18 protein-coding genes and 1 pseudogene are annotated in these 19,318 nt (G+C 63.2%); 6 read left to right on the plus strand and 13 right to left on the minus strand.

The window, feature by feature from the left end:
- Positions 1-127 precede the first annotated feature (127 nt).
- Both pncB and gcvA (NKI39_RS27450) read right to left on the minus strand, forming a co-directional pair.
- A complete protein-coding gene (pncB, locus tag NKI39_RS27445) occupies positions 128-1,432 on the minus strand; it encodes a nicotinate phosphoribosyltransferase (RefSeq protein WP_352472380.1) in 1,305 nt (434 codons plus the stop codon).
- Between the two features lie 192 nt (positions 1,433-1,624).
- Entirely contained in the window at positions 1,625-2,599 is a 975-nt protein-coding gene (gene gcvA, locus NKI39_RS27450) for a transcriptional regulator GcvA (RefSeq protein WP_023676980.1), read from the minus strand.
- A gap of 183 nt (positions 2,600-2,782) precedes the next feature.
- Here gcvA (NKI39_RS27450) and speB point away from each other — a divergent pair, with 183 nt between their 5' ends.
- The 4 genes from speB to NKI39_RS27470 all read left to right on the plus strand — a co-directional run bounded on the left by speB (position 2,783) and on the right by NKI39_RS27470 (position 6,109).
- On the plus strand, positions 2,783-3,844 hold the full coding sequence (gene speB, locus NKI39_RS27455; protein ID WP_352449470.1) for an agmatinase: 1,062 nt from the start codon (positions 2,783-2,785) through the stop codon (positions 3,842-3,844).
- Between the two features lie 136 nt (positions 3,845-3,980).
- On the plus strand, positions 3,981-4,790 hold the full coding sequence (locus NKI39_RS27460) for a transporter substrate-binding domain-containing protein (protein ID WP_352835791.1): 810 nt from the start codon (positions 3,981-3,983) through the stop codon (positions 4,788-4,790).
- A 6-nt stretch (positions 4,791-4,796) separates the two neighbouring features.
- The gene (locus NKI39_RS27465; RefSeq protein ID WP_352819616.1) at positions 4,797-5,465 is read left to right on the plus strand and encodes an amino acid ABC transporter permease; all 669 of its coding nucleotides are present in this window, start codon (positions 4,797-4,799) and stop codon (positions 5,463-5,465) included.
- Complete coding sequence (locus NKI39_RS27470; protein ID WP_352539924.1) at positions 5,462-6,109, plus strand: amino acid ABC transporter permease; 648 nt, start codon at positions 5,462-5,464, stop codon at positions 6,107-6,109. Before NKI39_RS27465 ends, NKI39_RS27470 begins: the two co-directional genes overlap by 4 nt.
- A 16-nt stretch (positions 6,110-6,125) precedes the next feature.
- On the opposite strand, the gene NKI39_RS27475 is transcribed toward NKI39_RS27470, so the two are convergent.
- Positions 6,126-7,529, minus strand: coding sequence for an MATE family efflux transporter (locus NKI39_RS27475; RefSeq protein WP_352615069.1), 1,404 nt, complete (start codon positions 7,527-7,529; stop codon positions 6,126-6,128).
- A 232-nt stretch (positions 7,530-7,761) separates the two neighbouring features.
- Here NKI39_RS27475 and NKI39_RS27480 point away from each other — a divergent pair, with 232 nt between their 5' ends.
- Positions 7,762-8,343, plus strand: coding sequence for a histidine phosphatase family protein (locus NKI39_RS27480; RefSeq protein WP_352835806.1), 582 nt, complete (start codon positions 7,762-7,764; stop codon positions 8,341-8,343).
- A gap of 13 nt (positions 8,344-8,356) precedes the next feature.
- Here the strand turns inward: NKI39_RS27480 and NKI39_RS27485 are convergent, their stop codons facing one another.
- The 9 genes from NKI39_RS27485 to gcvA (NKI39_RS27525) all read right to left on the minus strand — a co-directional run bounded on the left by NKI39_RS27485 (position 8,357) and on the right by gcvA (NKI39_RS27525) (position 18,268).
- Complete coding sequence (locus NKI39_RS27485; RefSeq protein ID WP_352835793.1) at positions 8,357-9,943, minus strand: FGGY-family carbohydrate kinase; 1,587 nt, start codon at positions 9,941-9,943, stop codon at positions 8,357-8,359.
- Complete coding sequence (locus NKI39_RS27490) at positions 9,940-10,623, minus strand: HAD family hydrolase (RefSeq protein ID WP_352449475.1); 684 nt, start codon at positions 10,621-10,623, stop codon at positions 9,940-9,942. Before NKI39_RS27490 ends, NKI39_RS27485 begins: the two co-directional genes overlap by 4 nt.
- Before the next feature lie 15 nt (positions 10,624-10,638).
- Positions 10,639-12,117: a mannitol dehydrogenase family protein gene (locus NKI39_RS27495; RefSeq protein ID WP_352835795.1), complete on the minus strand. Its 1,479-nt coding sequence runs from the start codon at positions 12,115-12,117 to the stop codon at positions 10,639-10,641.
- A gap of 70 nt (positions 12,118-12,187) precedes the next feature.
- Positions 12,188-12,958: an L-iditol 2-dehydrogenase gene (locus NKI39_RS27500; RefSeq protein ID WP_352835798.1), complete on the minus strand. Its 771-nt coding sequence runs from the start codon at positions 12,956-12,958 to the stop codon at positions 12,188-12,190.
- Positions 12,955-13,959 carry an ABC transporter ATP-binding protein gene (locus NKI39_RS27505; RefSeq protein ID WP_352835801.1) on the minus strand — a complete coding sequence of 335 codons (1,005 nt, stop codon included), beginning with the start codon at positions 13,957-13,959 and terminating at the stop codon, positions 12,955-12,957. Before NKI39_RS27505 ends, NKI39_RS27500 begins: the two co-directional genes overlap by 4 nt.
- A gap of 51 nt (positions 13,960-14,010) precedes the next feature.
- Positions 14,011-14,835, minus strand: a complete 825-nt coding sequence (locus NKI39_RS27510; RefSeq protein ID WP_023676992.1) for a carbohydrate ABC transporter permease — start codon at positions 14,833-14,835, stop codon at positions 14,011-14,013.
- Positions 14,836-14,846: 11 nt separating this feature from the next.
- A complete protein-coding gene (locus NKI39_RS27515; protein WP_023676993.1) occupies positions 14,847-15,719 on the minus strand; it encodes a carbohydrate ABC transporter permease in 873 nt (290 codons plus the stop codon).
- 114 nt (positions 15,720-15,833) lie between these two features.
- Positions 15,834-17,144, minus strand: coding sequence for an ABC transporter substrate-binding protein (locus tag NKI39_RS27520; RefSeq protein WP_352814026.1), 1,311 nt, complete (start codon positions 17,142-17,144; stop codon positions 15,834-15,836).
- Between the two features lie 212 nt (positions 17,145-17,356).
- Complete coding sequence (gene gcvA / locus NKI39_RS27525) at positions 17,357-18,268, minus strand: transcriptional regulator GcvA (RefSeq protein WP_352835803.1); 912 nt, start codon at positions 18,266-18,268, stop codon at positions 17,357-17,359.
- A gap of 110 nt (positions 18,269-18,378) precedes the next feature.
- Here gcvA (NKI39_RS27525) and NKI39_RS27530 point away from each other — a divergent pair, with 110 nt between their 5' ends.
- The gene (locus NKI39_RS27530) at positions 18,379-18,564 is read left to right on the plus strand and encodes a hypothetical protein (protein WP_023676996.1); all 186 of its coding nucleotides are present in this window, start codon (positions 18,379-18,381) and stop codon (positions 18,562-18,564) included.
- Between the two features lie 74 nt (positions 18,565-18,638).
- On the opposite strand, the pseudogene NKI39_RS27535 reads toward NKI39_RS27530, so the two are convergent.
- Positions 18,639-19,318: pseudogene (locus NKI39_RS27535) on the minus strand (sugar-binding transcriptional regulator); the annotation flags it as partial.

A 19,318-nucleotide genomic window follows, 5' to 3' on the forward strand; every position in this document is an offset into this window, starting at 1 on the left:
TCCTTCTGCAACTTCAGCAATTGGCGAAAGCAGCAATGAGGGCGCAATCTCCCCCCTCGCGGGGAAGATGTCCGGCAGGACAGAGGGGGGCGCGAAGGAACTCATACTACGCAAGAGTTCCCCTACTTCACACCTTCACCAACTGCTCCACGCGGTCCTTCTGGCCGAAGATGCGCAAATAGCGCTCGATCTCTTTCTCGTCGCCAGTCGACTTGGCCGGATTGTCGGAAAGCTTGACCGCCGGCCTGCCGTTGGCTTCGGTGACCTTGCAGACCAGCGAGATGGCGTCTAGCCGGTTGGTCTCGGTCGGCGCGCAGCCCTCGAAATCGTTGGTCAGGTTGGTGCCCCAGCCGAAGGACATGCGCACCTTGCCGCGGAAATGGCGATAGGTTTCCTCGATGGTCTCGACCTCCAGCCCATCCGAGAAGATGAGCAGCTTCTGCTTGGGGTCCTTGCCCTTTTCGCGCCACCAGGAAATGATTTTCTCGCCGCCTTCGATCGGCGGCGCGCTGTCGGGGCGGAAGCCGGTCCAGTCGGCGACCCAGTCCGGTGCATCGCGCAGGAACGCCGCGGTGCCGAAGGTGTCCGGCAGTACGATCAGCAGGTTGCCGCCGTAGTAGCGCTGCCAGTCCTGCAGCACGTTGTAGGGCGACCGTTTCAATTCCTTTTCCGAATTGGTGAGCGCGGCGAACACCATCGGCAGCTCATGCGCGTTGGTGCCGAGCGCCTCGAGATCGTTGTCCATGGCGAGCAGCACGTTGGAGGTGCCAGTGAAGGCCTCGCCGATGCCCTCCTTCAACGCTTCGACGCACCAGCGCTGCCACAGGAAGGAATGACGGCGGCGGGTGCCGAAATCCGAGATGCGGATGCCGGGCAGCGCCTTCAGCCGCTCGGTCTTGGCCCACATCTTGGCCTTGGCGCGGGCATAGAGCACGTCGAGCGCGAACGGCCCGAACGCCCGCATGGCCGCGCGAGATCGAAGTTCATTGATAATTGCCAGCGCCGGGATCTCCCACAGCGTCGTGTACATCCACGGACCGCTGAAGGCGAGTTCGTATTGGCCGTCGCGCTTGGAAAGCTCGTATTCGGGCAGCCGGAAATTTTCCAGCCAGGCGAGGAATTCCGGTTCGAATATCTGCTTGCGGCCATAGAAGGTGTTGCCGCCGAGCCAGATCATCTCTTTCTTAGAGAAGCGCAAGGTGCGGGCATGGTCGAGCTGCTCGCGCAGCTCCGTCTCATCGATCTCCTCGGCAAGGCGGACCGAGGTGGTGCGGTTGATCAGCGAGAAGGTGGCGTCGACCTTGGGATACATGCCCCAGATCATCTGCAGCATCAGAAGCTTGTAGAAATCGGTGTCGAGCAAGCTGCGGACGATCGGGTCGAGCTTCCAGGTGTGATTGTAGACGCGCCGCGCTATATCGGTCTTTGCCATCGCTTAATGCGCCTTCGTTGCTCGCTCTAGCTTTTGTCTAGCGCAATTCCGGACGGAAAACCGCTGCGCACTTTTCCTGGAATTGCTCCAAATGCCTCTTAGCATCGAATTTTTGAACGCGCCTCCCGCTTTGCGGGCTGGCCCGACAAAAAGAAGCCCCTGCTGCAAGCGGCGCCTACGGCAGTTTCCGCCTCAGGATGCGGTCTTGGCGCCGACCACCTTGAGCGCCGGACGCTTGCGGCGAATGCCGATGCGGCCTGCCACCGGTGCGTCAGCGCGGCGGTCGGCCTGTTCTTTCTCGGCAAACAGCCAGTCGATGAACAATTGCACGATCGGCGCCGACCGCATCTCGTTGCGGCAGACGACGTAGAAATCGTCGACGGCCGGCACGGAAAGACTGAACGGGGCGACAAGCAGGCCCCTGGCGAGCAGTCCGCTTGCCGTCACCGTATCGCCGAGCGCCACGCCATGGCCGTGAACCGCGGCCTCGGTCGCCATCCGCGCATCGCCGAGATGATGGCGACGGCCGCGCTCGAGGTCCAGTGCGTCGGCGGCGGCCAGCCAGGTATGCCATTCGCGGCCGTCGTCGCCATGCAGGAAGACGTGATCGGCGAGGTCGCGGACGGTGCGGATCGGGCGGTTGTTGATCAGCGTCGGGCTGACCACCGGGAACAGTTCGAGGCCCGACCATTTGCGCATCCAGCAGTCGGTCCAGCTGCCGTCACCATAGTGCACGCAGACATCGATGTGCGGTGCGCGGACGTCCTTGGCATCATTGGATGGGATCAGCGTCAGCCTGATATCCGGATATTGCGAGGTGAAGCTGCCCAGCCGCGGGATCATCCACAGCAACAGTAGCGCCGGCACGCAGGATACAGAGAGAACGCCGGTGCTGGCCGGTCTCGTCATGCGCTGCGTGGCGGCGGCAATGCCGTCGAAGGCGGTCGACACCGCCGGCAGCAACTCGGCGCCGTGCGGCGTCAGCTTCACCCGCTGACCGGCACGCTCGAACAGCTTGACACCCAACGATTGCTCGAGCGCCTTGATCTGATGGCTGATGGCGCCGTGGGTGACGTTGAGCTCAGCCGCCGCCTTGCTCAGCGAGGCGTGGCGCGCCGTCGCCTCGAAGGCGCGCAGCGGGTTGAGCGGTGGCAAACGCTTGGCCATTTGGACCCTGGGCTCTGTGAGATTTTCTCACAGATAACACACTAACAATATCAATTGATTTTTCAATGCAGCTACGGGACACTTTGCCCAGGCATTGCATCAAGACGTGAAATCTGCAGGCAGCCGGCGGCTGCGGCTATCGAGGCCGCCGCCCGCGCGCCGCACCAGCCATGGAGGACCGACATGGGTTACGACCGCGGCAAGCTCGAAGCATTGCGCCGCAAATACGGCGAGAGCCATGGCGGCGAAATGTTCGACCCGAAATTCCAGCGTGTCGCCGACAAGATCTTCTCCAAGACCGGCACGCGACTGGCGCCCTATTCCGGCATCCCGACCTTCCTCGCGGCGCCCTATCGTGAAATCGCCGCCGACAATCCGGATTTCGGCGATCTGCAGGTGGCGATGATCGGTGTGCCGATGGATCTGGGCGTCACCAACCGGCCGGGCGCCCGTTTCGGGCCAAGGGCGTTGCGCGCCATCGAGCGCATCGGCCCCTACAATCATGTGCTGGAATGCGCACCGACGCATGAGCTGAAGGTCGCCGACATCGGCGACGTGCCGTTCCAGAGCCGTTACCGGCTGGAGACCAGCCATGACGACATCGAACGCCGCACCAACCAGATCGTCGACGCCGGCGTCCTACCCTTGTCTGTCGGCGGCGACCATTCGATCAGCCACCCGATCCTGAAGGCGGTCGGCAAGAAGGCGCCGGTGGGCATGATCCATATCGACGCTCATTGCGATACCAGCGGCCTGTTCGACATGACCAAGTTCCACCATGGCGGGCCGTTCCGCAACGCGGTACTGGACGGCGTGCTCGACCCGAGCCGCACCATCCAGATCGGCATTCGCGGCTCGGCCGAATATCTGTGGGAGTTCACCTATGAGTCCGGCATGACCGTCGTGCATGCCGAAGAGGTGACCGGCCTCGGCATTCCCGCCATTATCGAGAAGGCGCGCAGGATAGTCGGCGACGGCCCGACCTATGTCTCCTTCGACATTGACAGCATCGATCCGGCCTTCGCGCCGGGCACCGGCACACCGGAAGTCGGCGGGCTGACGACGCGCGAAGTGCTCGAGCTGCTGCGCGGCCTGAAGGGACTCAACATCGTCGGCGGCGACGTGGTCGAGGTGGCACCGCAGTACGACGCGACCACCAACACGGCGCACGCCGGCGCGCAGGTGCTGTTCGAGATCCTCAGCCTGATGGTCTTCAGCCCGGCAATCACCGGCAAGGCGGGCTGACACGCTCGACCATGATCCCGAAAGTGGGAACCGGTTTTCGGAGAAGATCATGGTCCACCAGAGAATCCAAAGGCGACCGCCGCGCTGGAGCCGGCGGTTGCACTCAAACAAACAAGCTTCCAGCAGGGGAATGACAATGACACTTCACATGAAACTCAAATCGTCCATCGCCGCCGTGCTGGTGCTCGGCGCGACCGGTTTTGCTTTCACCACGCAGGCCGTCAATGCCGACGCGATCGACGACATCGCCAAGGCCGGCGCCATCAATGTCGGCATCTTTTCCGACTTCCCGCCCTTCTCCTCGGCCAGCGCCGACATGAGCATCAAGGGCTACGACATCGACGTGGCGCAATCCATCGCCGACCAGCTCAAGGTCAAGCTCAATCTGGTCAGCGTGACCGGCCAGAACCGCATTCCGTACCTGACCGACAAGCGCGTCGACCTGCTGATGAGCGTCGGCTACTCCAAGGAGCGAGAGCAGGTAATCGATTTCGCCGCCGCCTACGCACCCTACTACATCGCCGTCATCGGCCCGGCAGCACTCTCGGTCAAAGGCAAGGAAGACCTTGCCGACAAGTCGATCGCCGTCAATCGCGGCACGCTGGAGGACACCTCGCTGACCGAGGCGGCACCCGCCTCGGCCGACATCCGCCGTTTCGACAACTATAATTCCGTCATCCAGGCGTTCATCTCGGGCCAGACCCAACTGATGGTGGTCGGCAACGATGTCGGCGCCCAGGTGCTCGCCCGGCAGGAGGAACTGAAGCCGGAGCAGAAATTCCAGCTTCTCACCTCGCCCTCGCATATCGGCCTCAACAAGAAGGAAGACCGCCTCAAGCAAGCGGTCAACGATGCGGTCGCCAAGATGCTGGCCGACGGCAAACTGGACGAAAGCTCGAAGGCCTGGCTGAAGACACCGCTCGATCCCGCCAATCTCAAGGATTGACGGCCAGTGACCTATAGCCTCGACTTCGGCTGGCTTGCCGGGGCAACAGGGGCGATCGCGCGCGGCGCGGCCACGACGATCCTGCTGATCACTGTCACCACGCTGGCGGGAACGTTGCTCAGCATCCTCGGCGCGGCAGGGCGGCGGAACGGTCCGCTGCTGCTCAAGCGGGCGATCGGCGTCTATGTCGAGATGATCCGCAACACGCCGTTCCTGGTGCAGCTGTTCTTCATCTTCTTCGGGCTGCCCAGCATCGGCGTCAGGCTCGATCCGGTGCTGGCAGCCATGTTGGCGATGACGCTCAACATGGCCGCCTACACGATCGAGATCGTTGGCGCCGGGCTCGACGCGGTGCCGCCCGGGCAGACGGAAGCGGCACTGGCGCTTGGGCTCAGGCCGCGCCAGGTCTTCATCAAGATCGTGCTGCCGCAGGCGCTCAAGGTGATCTATCCGGCGCTGACCAGCCAGATCGTCATCATGATGCTGGAATCCGCCGTGGTATCGCAGATCGCCGTTCGCGAGCTGACCTATGAAGCCGACATGCTGCAGGCGCGCACGTTCCGGGCTTTCGAGACCTATTTCGTGGTGACGATGGTCTACCTCGCCCTGTCGATTGGGCTGCGCCGGCTGCTGGTCGGCGGCGGCCGCCGGCTTCTCGGAGCCGGCGTTTCATGATCGAATTCACCTTCTGGGACATTCTGCGCAACCTGCTGCTGGCGGCGCGCTGGACGGTGCTCTTGTCGCTGGCCGCGTTTGTCGGCGGGGCCGTGGTCGGCATGATCGTGCTGTTCTTCCGGATCGCCAAGAATAAATGGGCGCGCCGGTTTGCCTCCGGCTACATCGCGCTTTTCCAGGGCACGCCGCTGCTGATGCAGCTCTTCCTGATGTTCTTCGGCTTGCCGATGCTGGGCCTGCGCATCGAGCCGTGGACCGCGGCGGTGCTTGGCCTGACCTTCTTCGCCAGCGCCTATCTCGCCGAGATCTGGCGCGGCGGCGTCGATGCGCTGCCGCGCGGCCAGTGGGACGCCGGCGCCAGCCTCGGCCTGCACTATCTGCATGAACTCCGGCTGATCATCCTGCCGCAGGCGTTTTCGATCACCCGCGCACCGACCGTCGGCTTCCTGGTGCAGCTGATCAAGTCGACCGCGCTGACCTCGATCATCGGTTTCGAGGAGCTGGTGAGGACATCCAACGCGATCAACAATGCGACCTTCGAACCGTTCAAAGTCTATGGGCTGGTAGCGCTGATCTTCTTCGTCATGTGCTTTCCGCTGACGCAATACGCACGTTCGCTCGAGCAACGGGCGGCGGCCCGCTGAGCGGGCGACCAGCAATTCAACGCCCGAATACCAGCGGCGGCGCGATCCTGTCACGCCGCAGCCAGCGCACCAGCAGGAGTGCCGCAACCACCGCCAGTCCCGACGACAGGCCGATCCAGATGCCGACGCCGTTGAAGCCGAAACGAAAGGCCAGCAGCACGCCGAGCGGCAGCCCGATGCCCCAATAGCCGATCGCGGCATAGATCATCGGCACCTTGGTGTCGTGCAGGCCGCGCAGCATGCCGCTGGCGACCGCCTGCGCACCGTCAAAAACCTGGAACAGCGCAGCAAAGGCGAGGAACGAGACGGCAAGCGCCACCACCTCGGCATTAGCCGGATTGCCCAGATCGATGAAGGCGCCGATCAAGAGATGCGGCCACAGGATCATCACCAGCCCCATCAGCGCCATGAAGGAGACACCGACGACATAGGCGGTCCAGCCAGCCCGGCTGACACCTTCCGGATTGCCGGCGCCGTGGGCAAGTCCGACGCGCACCGTCACCGCCTGGTTGAGGCCGAGCGGCACCATAAAGGTGACCGAGGCGATCTGGATGGCGATCGCATGGGCGGCAAGCGAAGCCGCATCGATCAGGCCCATGAGAAAGGCGGCCGCGTTGAAGATCGTCACCTCGAACGCCAGCAGGCCGGCGATCGGCAGGCCGAGCCGCAGCAGGCCCTTGAAGCGCGGCCAGTCGGCGCGCCAGAAGCGTCCGAACAGACGATAGCGCCGGAACTTCTTCTCAAGCATCACCACCATCGCCATGCCGGCGAACATCAGCGTGCTGGACAGAGTGGTGGCAAGGCCGGAGCCGGCGATGCCCATCGAAGGGATGCCGAGATTGCCGAACATGAACAGCCAGTTGAAGAAGGCATTGCAGGCGACGGCAACGAAAACGATGATCAGTGCCCAGCCCGGCCGCTCCAGCGCCGAAATGAACGAGCGCAGGACGATGTAGCCGAAAAAGGGCAGCACCGCCCATTCGAGCCAGCGCAGATAGATGCCGGCCTGGTGCGCCAACGCCGGTTCCTGACCCATGGCCAGCAACACGCTCTCGCCGTGCCAGAGAAGGGCCCATATCGGAATGCAAATGAGGATCGCCAGCCACAGACCCTGGCGCACGGTGCGGCGCAGGTCGCGCACCGAGTGCCGACGGCGGCCGAGCTCCGTCGCCATCATCGGCGAGGTCGCCAGCATCAGGCCGAGCCCGAAGATGAGCGGCATGAAGTAGAGGTTGGCACCAAGCGCACCACTGGCCAGCGTGTCCGGCCCCAGCCGTCCCATCATCATGACGTCGGTAGCGGTCATCGCGGTCTGGCCGAGATTGGTCAGCACCATCGGCCAGGCGAGCGCCAGCATCGCCCTGATTTCCCGACGCCAAAGGTTTTCCGGCGCGCGAGCGTCGGCTTCGATCGCAGACATTCTAGTTTTCCGCCTATCCGATTGCGGCACGTCGGCAAGAGCCGGAAGCCGCGTCTCAGCGCGGAAACGGCCATGATCGGCCGGATTCCGCATTACGGCGAGTTTGTCTATGAAATAGGCACCGGTGGCAAGAGGCTGACTTGCGGAAGGGTTAAGCCAGTCAGCTCCATGCAGGCTGTTGGAGAGGCTATGGAAGCCGCTATGGTCGCGGCAGATCCATTTGAAAGGCAGCCTGATGAGCACGTTTCCCGAAATCTATCTGGTTCGGCATGGCGAGACGGAATGGAGTGCGTCCGGAAAACATACCGGCCGAACCGACATACCGCTGACGCCGGCCGGCGAGGAAGCGGCAAGGCGGATCGCTGAGCGGCTCAAGGGCCTGTCCTTCTCGGCGGTGTGGTCGAGCCCGTCGCAGCGCGCCTTCAACACCTGTGCCCTGGCCGGCTTCGGCTCGTCAGGCGTGAAGAAGGACGATCTGGCGGAGTGGGATTATGGCGCCTATGAGGGATTGATCACCAAACAAATTGTCGCCGAGCGCCCCGGCTGGCGTCTTTTTCGCGACGGCTGCCCGAGCGGCGAGTCCGCCACGGATGTCGGCTCGAGGGCGGACCGGATCGTCAGCCGGTTGCGCGAGGTCGGCAGCAATGTCCTGGTCTTCTCAAGCTCGCATTTCCTTAGAGTGCTGGCCGCACGCTGGCTCGGCCTGCCGCCGCAAGCCGGCGCGTTTTTCGTGCTGGATACCGCCAGCATAAGCGTGCTCGGTTATGAGCACGACCTTGACGAGCCGGTCATCCGGCGCTGGAACCAGAGATAGCAACCGATCCGATTTATCGGATCGCGTCCAGCGCCTGCCTTTGCCTGTGCATTTCGAGAAACACGCGGTAGTCGCGATCGAACCGGCCGGCGGCAGCCGGATTGGGCTCTCGCGTCCTGCCGCCCTGTTGCATGGCGACGCAGGCAGCGTTCAAATCGGGAAAAAGCCTAGCCGCGGTGGCGGCAATCATGCCGGTGCCGAGCAGCACCGCCTCGTCCGCCAGCGGCTCGACCACCGTGCAGCCGGTGGCATCGGCATAGAGCTCCATCAACAGCGGGTTCTTGGTGTGGCCGCCGGTGACGTGCAGCGTGTCGATCAGATAGCCGTTCTCGTTCAGCGCTTCCAGCACATGACGGACGCCAAGCGCGACGCTGACGGCGGTGCGCCAGTAGAGCTTGCACAGACTGTCGAAGGAGGCATCCAGCGTCAGCCCGCTGATGACGCCGACGGCATGCGGGTCGGCGAGCGGGGAGCGGTTGCCGTGAAAATCGGGCAGCACGTGCAGCCTTGCGGCGAGGTTGTCGCCCTCGGCGGCGCGCAGCTCGGCGACGCGGCGGGCAATTCTGGCATGCATGGCGGCATCCGGCTCGCCGCCAGCGCCATGCCAGCGGATGATGTGGTCGAGCAGCGCGCCGGTGGCCGACTGGCCACCTTCCGACAGCCACAGGCCGGGAAGGGCTGCGCCATAATATGGGCCCCAGACACCGGCGAAAGGCTGCGGATCGGGCGACATCGCCATGACGCAACTCGACGTACCTGCAATCAGGGCCAGATGGCGGCCGATGTTCGTCGCGTCACCGGCGAAACCGCCGAGCACGCCAAGCGCGCCGGCATAGGCATCGATGACGCCGGCGCCGACCCGGCATTTTTCGGTGAGGCCAAGCTCCGTCGCGGCTTGCGCGCCGAGCGGGCCGATATCGGCACCGACCGGGCTTGCCTTTTCCGGCAGGTTGCCGTGCTCAAAGACATCGCCGAGCCCGACGGCTTCGAAGAAGTCGCGCCGCCAGCCGGTCGCTTCATGGGCTAGATAGGTCCATTTGGCGGTCAGCGTGCATTGTGAACGGGAGAGCGAGCCGCTCGCCTTCCAGGTGAGGAAGTCGGTGAGGTCGAATAGATAGCCGGCTTCGTTCCATGTTCCGGGCAGGTTGCGCTTCAGCCACATCAGCTTCGGCGTCTCCATTTCCGGCGACATGACGCCGCCGATATAGTCGAGCACAGCGTGGCCGCTTTCAGTGCATTCGTCGGCCTCGGCAATTGCGCGATGGTCGAGCCAGACAATGGTGTCCCAGCGCCTTTCACCAGTGACGGACACGCTGAGCTGGCCGCCTTGCCGGTCTCGCACCACCAGCGAGCAGGTGGCATCAAAGGAGATGCCGACGATATCCTCGGCCCGCACGCCCGCCTTTTCGCGGGCAGCGCGGACGGCCATGCACACCGCCGACCATATATCCTGCGAATCGTGCTCGGCATGGTCGGCCTTTGGCTGTTGCATGGCGATCGGGTGCTCGGCGCGGCCGAGCAAGGCGCCACCGGTGTCGAGAATGCCGGCACGAGCGCTTCCGGTGCCGACATCGACCGCGCAAACGAAACTGTTGGTCAAGGTGTTCTTGCTCTCGCTCCCAGGCCTGCAATCAGATCGGGCAATTGCAGCATGTCAGCGAATATAAAGTCCGGCTCACTCGACGCAAGCCGCGCTTTCAATGCCGGGTTGCCGGTGTGCGAGCCGCCGGTGAAGGCAAGGACGCGCATGCCGGCCGCCCGCGCCGCTTCGATGCCGGCCGGGCTGTCCTCGACGACGAGGCAGTTTCGCGGGGCCGCTCTCATTTTATCTGCTGCATGGAGAAAGAGATCGGGCGCCGGTTTGCCCCGCGCCACCATGGCGGCGCTGAACAAATGCGGCTCCAGCAGCCCAAGCAACCCGGTGACGTCGAGCGCATAGCGGATGCGTTCCAGGGTGCCGGAGGAGGCGACGCAGCACGGTACGCCGAGCCTCGGCAGGACCTGTGCGATACCTGGCATCGGTTTCAGCTCCTCGCGGAATCTGCGCATCAGTTCGGAGCGCATCTCGGTCAGATGCTGCTCGGTGAGATCGAGCCCGAAGTCGCTTGCGAGGATTTCGCGGACGCTCTTCATGCTCTTGCCGAGGAAGTGCTCGTAGGCAATGTCCTCGCTGACGTTGCCACCGGCAAGCGCGATCATCTCCAGCAATGCCGAGACGGACAGCATCTCACTGTCCACCAGCACGCCGTCACAGTCGAAAATGACCAGTTCAGGCGTCATCGCGCTGGATCGGCTTCAGAGGTCGCCGGCGAGATAGCGCGTCAGTGTCGCGCGCGCGCCGTCCGCCCACAGCAGTCTCAGCGCTTGGCCGAAGGCTTCAGCGAACGGCGGCGAGCGGCCGACATCGCCATAGATGTCCTCCATGGCAAGCCAGGCGGCAGGCATGTCCCTCGCCGCCTTGGCCGTCGCCTGCAACCGGCCCCAGTTCGGGTCGTTGGGCTCGGTGACGGCACCGGAATCCGTCGTGCCGAAGCAGTAGCGACACCAGAGCGCCGATTCCAGCGCAAGGCCGGTGACACTTTTGCCAGTCTTCAGCCGGTCGGTGATGGTCGGGATGATGAATTTCGGCTGGCGGTTGGAGCCGTCGAGGCAAAGCCGGCGTATGGTGTCGCCGATCTTCGGATTGGAGAAGCGGTGCTCGATGAGCTGGTAGTAATCTTCGAGATCGGTGTCCGGAACCGGCGGCACGGTCGGGATGATTTCGTCATGCTCGAGCTTGTCGAGGAAGCCGCGTACCAGCGGCTCCTGCATCGCCTCATGGACGAAATGGATGTCCATCAGCCCGGCCGGATAGGCGATGGTCGCATGACCGCCATTGAGGATGCGGATCTTCATCAGCTCATAGGGCGCGACGTCGCTGACGAACTGCACGCCGACCTTTTCCAGCGGCGGGCGGCCGTCGGTGAAACGGTCCTCCAGCACCCATTGCTTGAACGGTTCGCAAAACACCGGCCAATTGTCGTCGAGGCCGAACTCGCTGGAGAGAATGCCGCGCTCGCGGTCGGTGGTGGCCGGCGTGATGCGGTCGACCATGCCATTGGGAAACGCAACGTTCTCGCTCACCCAGTTTGCCAAACCTTCGTCGATTAGCCGCGCAAGGCCGATGACGCCATCTGAGGTGACGTGGCCGTTATGGGGAATGTTGTCGCAGGACATGATTGTGAAGGGCACGATACCGTCGGCGCGGCGGCGCAGCAGCCCGGCGAGAACGAGGCCGAAGACGGTCTTCGGCGTCGCCCCCGGCTCAGCGTCGGCAACGATGTCGGGATGTGTCGGATTGAAGACGCCGGATGCCGGATCGATGAAATAGCCGCCCTCGGTAATGGTCAGGGAGACGATCTTGATCGCCGGATCGGCAAGCCGCTCGACGATTGCGGCCGCATCGCCCGGCACCAGGAAGTCGATCATGACGCCGGTGACGCGCGCGCTCATATGGCCGCTGTCCTGCTCGACCACGGTGGTCAGCCAGTCCTGCTCCTGCAGCTTGCCGCGGCCGACCTTCTCGCCTTCGAAGACGCCGGCGCCGACAATGGCCCAGTCGTGGCCGACACCCGAATTGAACAGGTCGTCGAGATAGACGGCCTGGTGCGAGCGATGGAAATTGCCGACGCCGAAATGCACGAAGCCGGCCTTGAGCGCGGCGCGATCGTATTTCGGGCCGGCGACCTTGGGCGGCAGCTTGGCGAGGATGGAAGAAGAGAGTTTCACGGTCATCTGCTTTACCCTTTAGCGGGACGGCTCTTCCCCCCGTGGAGGAGACGGGGGGAAGAGCGCCTTCGCCCCCTCAACTCATCCACTGGCCGCCATCGACATTATAGGTCTGCGCGACAATGTACTCGGCCTCATCGCTGGCCAGGAACACCGCCATGCCGGTGAGGTCTTGCGCCGCGCCCATGCGGCCATAAGGCACGGCTTCGCCGACCAGCCTCTTCTTCTCGCCTCTCGGCCGGTTCTCGAACTTGGCGAACAAGGCATCGACATGGTCCCAATGCTCGCCGTCGACGACGCCCGGTGCTATCGCGTTGACATTGATGCGGTGTTTGATCAGGTCGAGCCCTGCCGACTGGGTGAGCGAGATGACCGCGGCCTTGGTGGCGCAGTAGACGGCAACCACCGCCTCGCCGCGGCGCCCGGCCTGGCTTGCCATATTGATGATCTTGCCGCCCTTGCCGCGGGCAATCATCGAACGGGCGGCGGCCTGCAACGTAAACAGCGTGCCGGCGACGTTGACCGAAAACAATTTGTCGTAGCTTGTCTTGGTGATCTCGACGATCGGCGCCAAGTCGAACAAAGCAGCGTTGTTGATCAAGATATCGAGGCCGCCGGCCCTGGCTTCGACCGCCTTGACGGCCTCATCGATAGACGCGAGATCGGTGACGTCGAGCTTTACCGCGTAGGCATTGCGGCCGATTTCCGAAGCCGTCTTCTCGGCGGCTTCGAGATTGATGTCGCCAATCGCGACCGTCGCCCCTTCGCGCATGTAGGCTTCGGCAAACGCCCTGCCGATGCCACGCGCCGATCCGGTAATCAGCGCCGATTTACCCCGGAGCCTCATTGCAGCATCGCCTTCCCGTCGGCGCCGAAACGATGCAGCTTGGCCTTTTCCGGCGTCAGGTAGATTGTGTCGCCGTGATGGGCGGCCAACTCGCCGTCGGCACGCACCGTCAGCTGCCCGACACCATCCGCCTGGACGTGCAAAAACGTGTCGGAGCCGAGATGCTCGGCAACCCCGACCGTCGCCTTCCAGTCGCCTGACGTCTTCGAAATGTTCATATGCTCCGGGCGGATGCCGACTGTCTTGGCGCCATATTTGGCGGCCGGCGCGCCTTCGATCAGGTTCATCTTCGGCGAACCTATGAACCCGGCGACGAACAGGTTCTTCGGCGTCTTATAGAGCTCCATCGGCGAGCCGACCTGCTCGATATTGCCGGCATTGAGCACGACGATCTTGTCGGCCATGGTCATCGCCTCGATCTGGTCGTGGGTGACGTAGACCATGGTTGTCTTGAGCTGGTGATGCAGCTCGCTGATCTCCAGCCGCATGGTGCCGCGCAGCGCCGCGTCGAGATTGGACAAAGGCTCGTCGAACAGGAAGGCCGACGGCTGGCGCACGATGGCGCGGCCGATGGCGACGCGCTGCCGCTGGCCGCCGGAGAGCTGGCCGGGGCGGCGGTCGAGGTAGTTGGTGAGGTTCAGGATCCGCGCGGCGTCCTTCACCTTCTTGTCGATGGTCGCCTGGTCCTCGCCCGCCATCTTCAGCGGGAAGGCGATGTTCTTGGCCACCGTCATGTGCGGGTAGAGCGCATAGGACTGGAACACCATAGCCAGCTTGCGCTTGGCCGGCGCCTCGCCGGTGACGTCGCGACCATCGATGATGATGGTGCCGCCGCTGGTATCCTCGAGACCGGCGATCAGACGCAACAGGGTGGATTTGCCGCAGCCCGACGGGCCGACGAAGACGACGAACTCTCCGTCCTCGATGACCAGATCGAGGCCGAGGATGATGGACGTCGCCCCGAAGGATTTGGAGACGTTCTTGAGCGTGATGTTTCCCATGGTTTCCTCCCCCGAAGGGCTATCTTTTCGTTTTGCGTCAGGCGATGCCCGCTACTTTACCGCACCGAATGTCAGGCCTCGGACCAGCTGCTTCTGGCTGAACCAGCCCATGATCAGGATCGGCGCGATCGCCAGCGTCGAGGCGGCCGAAAGCTTGGCCCAGAACAGCCCCTGCGGGCTGGAGAAGGAGCTGATGAAAGCGGTGAGCGGCGCGGCCTCGGTGGTGGTCAGCCGGATCGTCCAGAACGCCTCGTTCCAGGCGAGAATGATGTTGAGCAGCATGGTCGAGGCGATGCCGGGGACCGCCATCGGCGTCAGCACGTAGATGATCTCGTTCCAGAGCGATGCGCCGTCCATGCGCGCCGCTTCCAGGATCTCCCCCGGGATCTCGCGAAAATAGGTGTAAAGCATCCAGACCACGATCGGCAGGTTGATCAGCATCAGCATGACCATCAGGCCGATGCGGCTGTCGAGCAGACCGGTATCGCGGAAGATCAGATAGATCGGAAACAGCACGGCGACGGCCGGCATCATCTTGGTGGAAAGCATCCACATCAGGATGTCCTTGGTGCGTTTGCCCGGCGAAAACGCCATCGACCATGCCGCCGGTATGGCGACGAGCAGAGCCAGGATGGTCGAGCCGACCGACAGGAACACCGAGTTCAGGAAGAATTTGAAATAGCCGTTCTGCGCCTGGACCTCGGAATAGCTCTCCGTGGTTCCCGACGGGAACAGGTTGAAGCCCTGGATAGCCTCCTGCTCCGACTTGAACGAGGTGATGATCGTATAGAGGATCGGGAAGAAGATCAGCAGCGCGACGATCCAGGCGGCCGCGGTAGCAATCGTCTTGTGCTGGGTGGTGACTGCACGTGCCATCTTATCCTCCCTTATTTATCCAGGTTCTTGCCGACAGCGCGCATGGCGAAGAAGGCAACGATGTTGGCGAGAATGACGGCAATGATACCGCCGGCGGACGCCTGGCCGATTTTGAACTCCAGCAATGCCTTCTGATAGACGAGGAAGGGCAGGTTGGTGGAGGCGTAACCCGGGCCGCCGTTGGTGGTGACGAGGATCTCGGCATAGACCGACAGCAGGAAGATCGTCTGGATCAGGATGACGACGGTTATGGCGCGCGACATGTGAGGCAGCGTCAAATAGATGAAGCGGCTGATGAAGCCGGCGCCGTCCATTTCGGCGGCTTCCTTCTGCTCGACGTCGAGCGACTGAAGCGCGGTCAACAGGATCAGCGTAGCAAACGGCAGCCATTGCCAGGCAACGATGATGATGATCGCCAGGAGCGGGTGCTGCCCGAACCAATCGATCGGCTGCCCGCCGAAGAAGCGCGCAATATCGGCGAAAACCCCGTACTGCGGATGCATGATCATGTTCTTCCAGACCAGTGCTGCCACCGGTGGCATGACGAAGAACGGCGAGATGACAAGGATGCGGACGATGCCCTGTCCCCACATCGGCTGATCGAGCAGAAGGGCGAGCAGAATACCGCCAATCACCGTGATCAAAAGCACGCTGACGACGATGGTGAGCGTGTTGAGGATCGACTGCAGGAATGCCGGGTTGGAATAGAACAGCGCGTAGTTCGAAAACCCGACGAAGCCGTCGCGCATCGGATTGAGCGGGTTGTATTGCTGGAAGGAAAACCACAGCGTGAATGCCAGCGGCACAATCATCCAGACCAGCAGCAGCACCACGGATGGCGCCATCATGAAACGGGCAAGCGAACGGGTCTGCTGAGTAGCCATGACGGTCACCCTTCGAGGTCGGCCAAGTTTTTCAGCGGTGTGAAAGCTGGCCGCCCGAACTGGGATTCGGGCGGCCGTTGCCGGTCGCCATTGGCAACCGGCACCGGGAGGAGCTTACTTGATGTAACCGCCTTCGGTCATCGTCGCGGTGGCGGCGTCCTGCGCCTGCTTCAAGGCATCGTCGACGCTCGACTGGCCGGCAAGTGCCGCCGAGAAGAGCTGGCCGACGGTGGTGCCGAGACCCTGGAACTCAGGAATGGCGACGAACTGGACGCCGACATAAGGCACCGGCTTGACGGTCGGGTGCGTCGGATCGGCGGAGTTGATCGAGTCCAGCGTCATCTTGGCGAAAGGTGCTGCCTTCTGGTATTCGGGATTGGCATAGAGCGACGAGCGCGTTCCCGGCGGAACGTTGGCCCAGCCTTCCTTCGAGGCGACGAGCTCGGCATAGTGCTTGCTGGTTGCCCAGGATACGAACTTTTGAGCGGCGTCGGCCTTCTGCGTGCCGGCGGGGATGGCTAGCGACCATGCCCACAGCCAATTGCCGCGCTTGCCGAGGCCATTGTCCGGCGCCAGCGCATAGCCGACCTTGTCGGCGACGGTGGAGTTCTTCGGGTCGGAAACGAAGGAGGCAGCGACGGTAGCATCGATCCACATGCCGCATTTGCCCTGCTGGAACAGCGCCAGGTTTTCGTTGAAACCGTTGGACGACGCGCCCTCGGGGCCGTCGGCCTTCATCAGGTCGACATAGAACTGCAGCGTGTTCTTCCATTCGGGCTGGTCGAATTGCGGCTTCCAGTTCTCGTCGAACCAGCGCGCGCCGAACGAGTTCGACATGGCGGTCAGGAAGGCCATGTTCTCGCCCCAGCCGGCCTTGCCGCGCAGGCAGACGCCGTTCACGCCGTTGGCGCGGTCGGTCATCTTGTCGGCGGCCTGCTTGATGAAGTCCCAGGTCGGTGCATCGGGCATCTTGAGCCCGGCCTTTTCCATCAGGTCCTTGCGGTACATGACGAAGGAGCTTTCGCCGTAGAACGGGGCTGCGTAGAGCTTGCCGTCGACCGACAGGCCGCCGGCTATGGCCGGGATGATGTCCTTGACGTCGTAATCGTCGCCGAGCTTGTCGAGCGGCAAAAGCCAGTTCTGCTTGGCCCAGATCGGCACTTCATAGGTGCCGATGGTCATCACGTCGTACTGGCCACCCTTGGTGGCGATGTCGGTGGTGACGCGCTCGCGCAGGACGTTTTCCTCGAGCGTGACCCACTGCAGCTGGACGTCGGGATTCTTGGCGGTGAAGTCGTCGGTCAGCTTCTGCATGCGGACCATGTCGCCATTGTTGACCGTGGCGATGGTGATGGATTCGGCATGCGCGGCGAAAGCGAGGGCGCTGGCCGAGAACAGGCCTAGGGTGAACGTGCGAAGTTTCATCAAAATTCCTCCCATAAACCAAGATGAGCATTTGCCTTGGCTGTGAGCAATTACTCACTTGCGATGAATTATGTCAAGACGGATTCGTTGCTGCAGCGCAGCACGCCGGGTCTTGTGCAGCGGCAAGCCTGGGACGTTTGCGGCATGTCTGACGAAGGATTCGGCCGGGCTGATTGGGCCCGGCGCTTTGCTCGGGCTTGCTGGGATTCAGCCTACTGGCAAGCGATCTCGCTCAGGATCCAATCGCGGAAGGCGCGGATCTTCGGCACGTTGCGTCGTGCCGTCGGATAGACCAGCCAATAGGCGTGGCCGTCGTCACCGACCAGATCAAAGGGCTGGATCAGGCGGCCGTCGGCAAGTTCGGTCTTGAACAGCGCCTTGGTAACGATCGCCACGCCGTGGCCGGCAATCGCGGCATTGGCCTCGTAGGCCTGCGCGCCCATGCTGGTGCCGGGACGCTTGGCCAGCTCCTCGACCGGCAGGCCGGCGGCGGCAAACCAGTCCCGCCACCAGATGTCACCCGGGTCGAGGATCGGCAGCCGCAGCAGGTCGGCCGGCTCCTTGACGCCGCCGATGCTTGCCGCGAGCTTTGGACTAAGGACCGGCGTGAAATCGGCCCTGAAAAGCATATGGGTCTCGACGCCCGGCCAGTTGCCGCCGCCGGAGCGGATGGCGATGTCGATATCCTCTCTGGCAAAGTCGACAACCCTGTTCGAAGTATCGACGCGCACCGCCAGCGACGGATGCGCGACCTGGAACGAACCGAGATGCTGCGCCAGCCAATTGGAGGCAAATGTCAGCAGCGTCGAAACGCAAAGCACGCGGTCGGCGCCGGTGCGCGCGGCGGCATAGGCGCCGCTCAACAGCGCGAACGCCTCGCTGACCGCGGGCGCCAGGCGCTGGCCGGGTTCGGTCAGCACGATCTGTTTTGGCTGGCGCAAGAATAGGGGCGCGCCGATGCGCTCCTCCAGAAGCTTGATCTGATAGCTTGCCGCCGCCTGCGTCATGCCAAGCTCCTGGGCGGCCTTGGTGAACGAGAGATGCCGCGCCACCGCCTCGAACACCCGGATCGCCTGAAGCGGAGGAAGCTGCGAAACCAGCTGTCGTGAATTGAGCTCCGGCATAAGCCCTCCTTATGGGCAGTGATCGACGTTTGATTGGCGGCACCGGCCGGTCCTACCGATATTCCGTATTGAAGATCAATTACGCCTAGAGATAGCGAAGGCTGACGATCATGACCACAATACAGGAAAAGCTGCTTCTTGCTCCAGCCCATGGCTGGTTTTCACAGTTGGCGCGGGGATTGGCAAGGCACGCGGCGCGGAAACGGGCCTATCTCGACGTCCGGGAGCTGCCGCCGCATCTGCAGCGCGACATGGGCTTTCTCGACGGCAACGATCCTTGCGGCCGGCACCAGTAGTGACGCTCGTTTTATCGGGATTCAGATGCGTTTCGATTTCACATGATCGTTTCCGACCGCCAGCGGCTCGGAGATCATGCGCCCGCCAGCAAGGCGGCGGCGGTCCGCTCATCGGTGATGAGGCCGTTGACCAGCCGCCGGTTGACGGCAGCGAAGATGCCCGGCAGCTTGCGGTCGCCCATGGCAAGCGCGATCACCAGCGACTTTTCGCGCGACGGCAGCGGTGCCGACGACACCCGATCATTGGTGATGCCCTCGATCATGCGGCCGTCACGATCGAATACCCAGCCGACGATCTCGGCGACGCCGCCGGCCTTCTGCAGCGCCTTTAATTCACCCTCCGAAATGAAGCCGTCCTCGTAAAGCGGCGCCTTCGGGCCGAGATCGCCGATGCCGACAAAGGTGACGTCGGCCTCGGCCGCAAGCGCCAGCGTCGGCTGGATCATCGGCTGGCTGAGCAGCATCTCGCGCTCCTCGGGCGAGGAAGCGATGACCGGCAAAGGCATCGGAAACGAACGCGCCTTGACCCTGTCGGCCATGGTGAAGATGACGTTGTAGAAGGCCGCCGAGCCGTCCGGCGAGATGTTGCCGGTCAGCGATACCACCTTGTGCTGCGGGCATTCCATCGGCGGCAGTTGCTCGATCGCGGCCTTCAGTGTGCGGCCGGTGCCGATACCCAAGACCATAGGCACCCGCGACCGCACCCGCCGTTAGATATCGGCCCCCGCCGCCACCGCCACGCCGATGACCGTGG

Origin of the sequence: Mesorhizobium sp. M0664, assembly GCF_040320565.1 — a bacterium.
In the GTDB taxonomy this organism is placed as follows: Bacteria; Pseudomonadota; Alphaproteobacteria; order Rhizobiales; family Rhizobiaceae; genus Mesorhizobium.

Bases quoted from the DNA above. Each gene is read 5' to 3' on its own strand.
- pncB (WP_352472380.1), bottom strand. From the start codon at position 1,432: ATGGCAAAGACCGATATAGCGCGGCGCGTCTACAATCACACCTGGAAG.
- gcvA (WP_023676980.1), bottom strand. From the start codon at position 2,599: ATGGCCAAGCGTTTGCCACCGCTCAACCCGCTGCGCGCCTTCGAGGCG.
- speB (WP_352449470.1), top strand. From the start codon at position 2,783: ATGGGTTACGACCGCGGCAAGCTCGAAGCATTGCGCCGCAAATACGGC.
- NKI39_RS27460 (WP_352835791.1), top strand. From the start codon at position 3,981: ATGACACTTCACATGAAACTCAAATCGTCCATCGCCGCCGTGCTGGTG.
- NKI39_RS27470 (WP_352539924.1), top strand. From the start codon at position 5,462: ATGATCGAATTCACCTTCTGGGACATTCTGCGCAACCTGCTGCTGGCG.
- NKI39_RS27475 (WP_352615069.1), bottom strand. From the start codon at position 7,529: ATGTCTGCGATCGAAGCCGACGCTCGCGCGCCGGAAAACCTTTGGCGT.
- NKI39_RS27490 (WP_352449475.1), bottom strand. From the start codon at position 10,623: ATGACGCCTGAACTGGTCATTTTCGACTGTGACGGCGTGCTGGTGGAC.
- NKI39_RS27495 (WP_352835795.1), bottom strand. From the start codon at position 12,117: ATGACCGTGAAACTCTCTTCTTCCATCCTCGCCAAGCTGCCGCCCAAG.
- NKI39_RS27500 (WP_352835798.1), bottom strand. From the start codon at position 12,958: ATGAGGCTCCGGGGTAAATCGGCGCTGATTACCGGATCGGCGCGTGGC.
- NKI39_RS27505 (WP_352835801.1), bottom strand. From the start codon at position 13,959: ATGGGAAACATCACGCTCAAGAACGTCTCCAAATCCTTCGGGGCGACG.
- NKI39_RS27510 (WP_023676992.1), bottom strand. From the start codon at position 14,835: ATGGCACGTGCAGTCACCACCCAGCACAAGACGATTGCTACCGCGGCC.
- NKI39_RS27515 (WP_023676993.1), bottom strand. From the start codon at position 15,719: ATGGCTACTCAGCAGACCCGTTCGCTTGCCCGTTTCATGATGGCGCCA.
- NKI39_RS27520 (WP_352814026.1), bottom strand. From the start codon at position 17,144: ATGAAACTTCGCACGTTCACCCTAGGCCTGTTCTCGGCCAGCGCCCTC.
- gcvA (WP_352835803.1), bottom strand. From the start codon at position 18,268: ATGCCGGAGCTCAATTCACGACAGCTGGTTTCGCAGCTTCCTCCGCTT.
- NKI39_RS27530 (WP_023676996.1), top strand. From the start codon at position 18,379: ATGACCACAATACAGGAAAAGCTGCTTCTTGCTCCAGCCCATGGCTGG.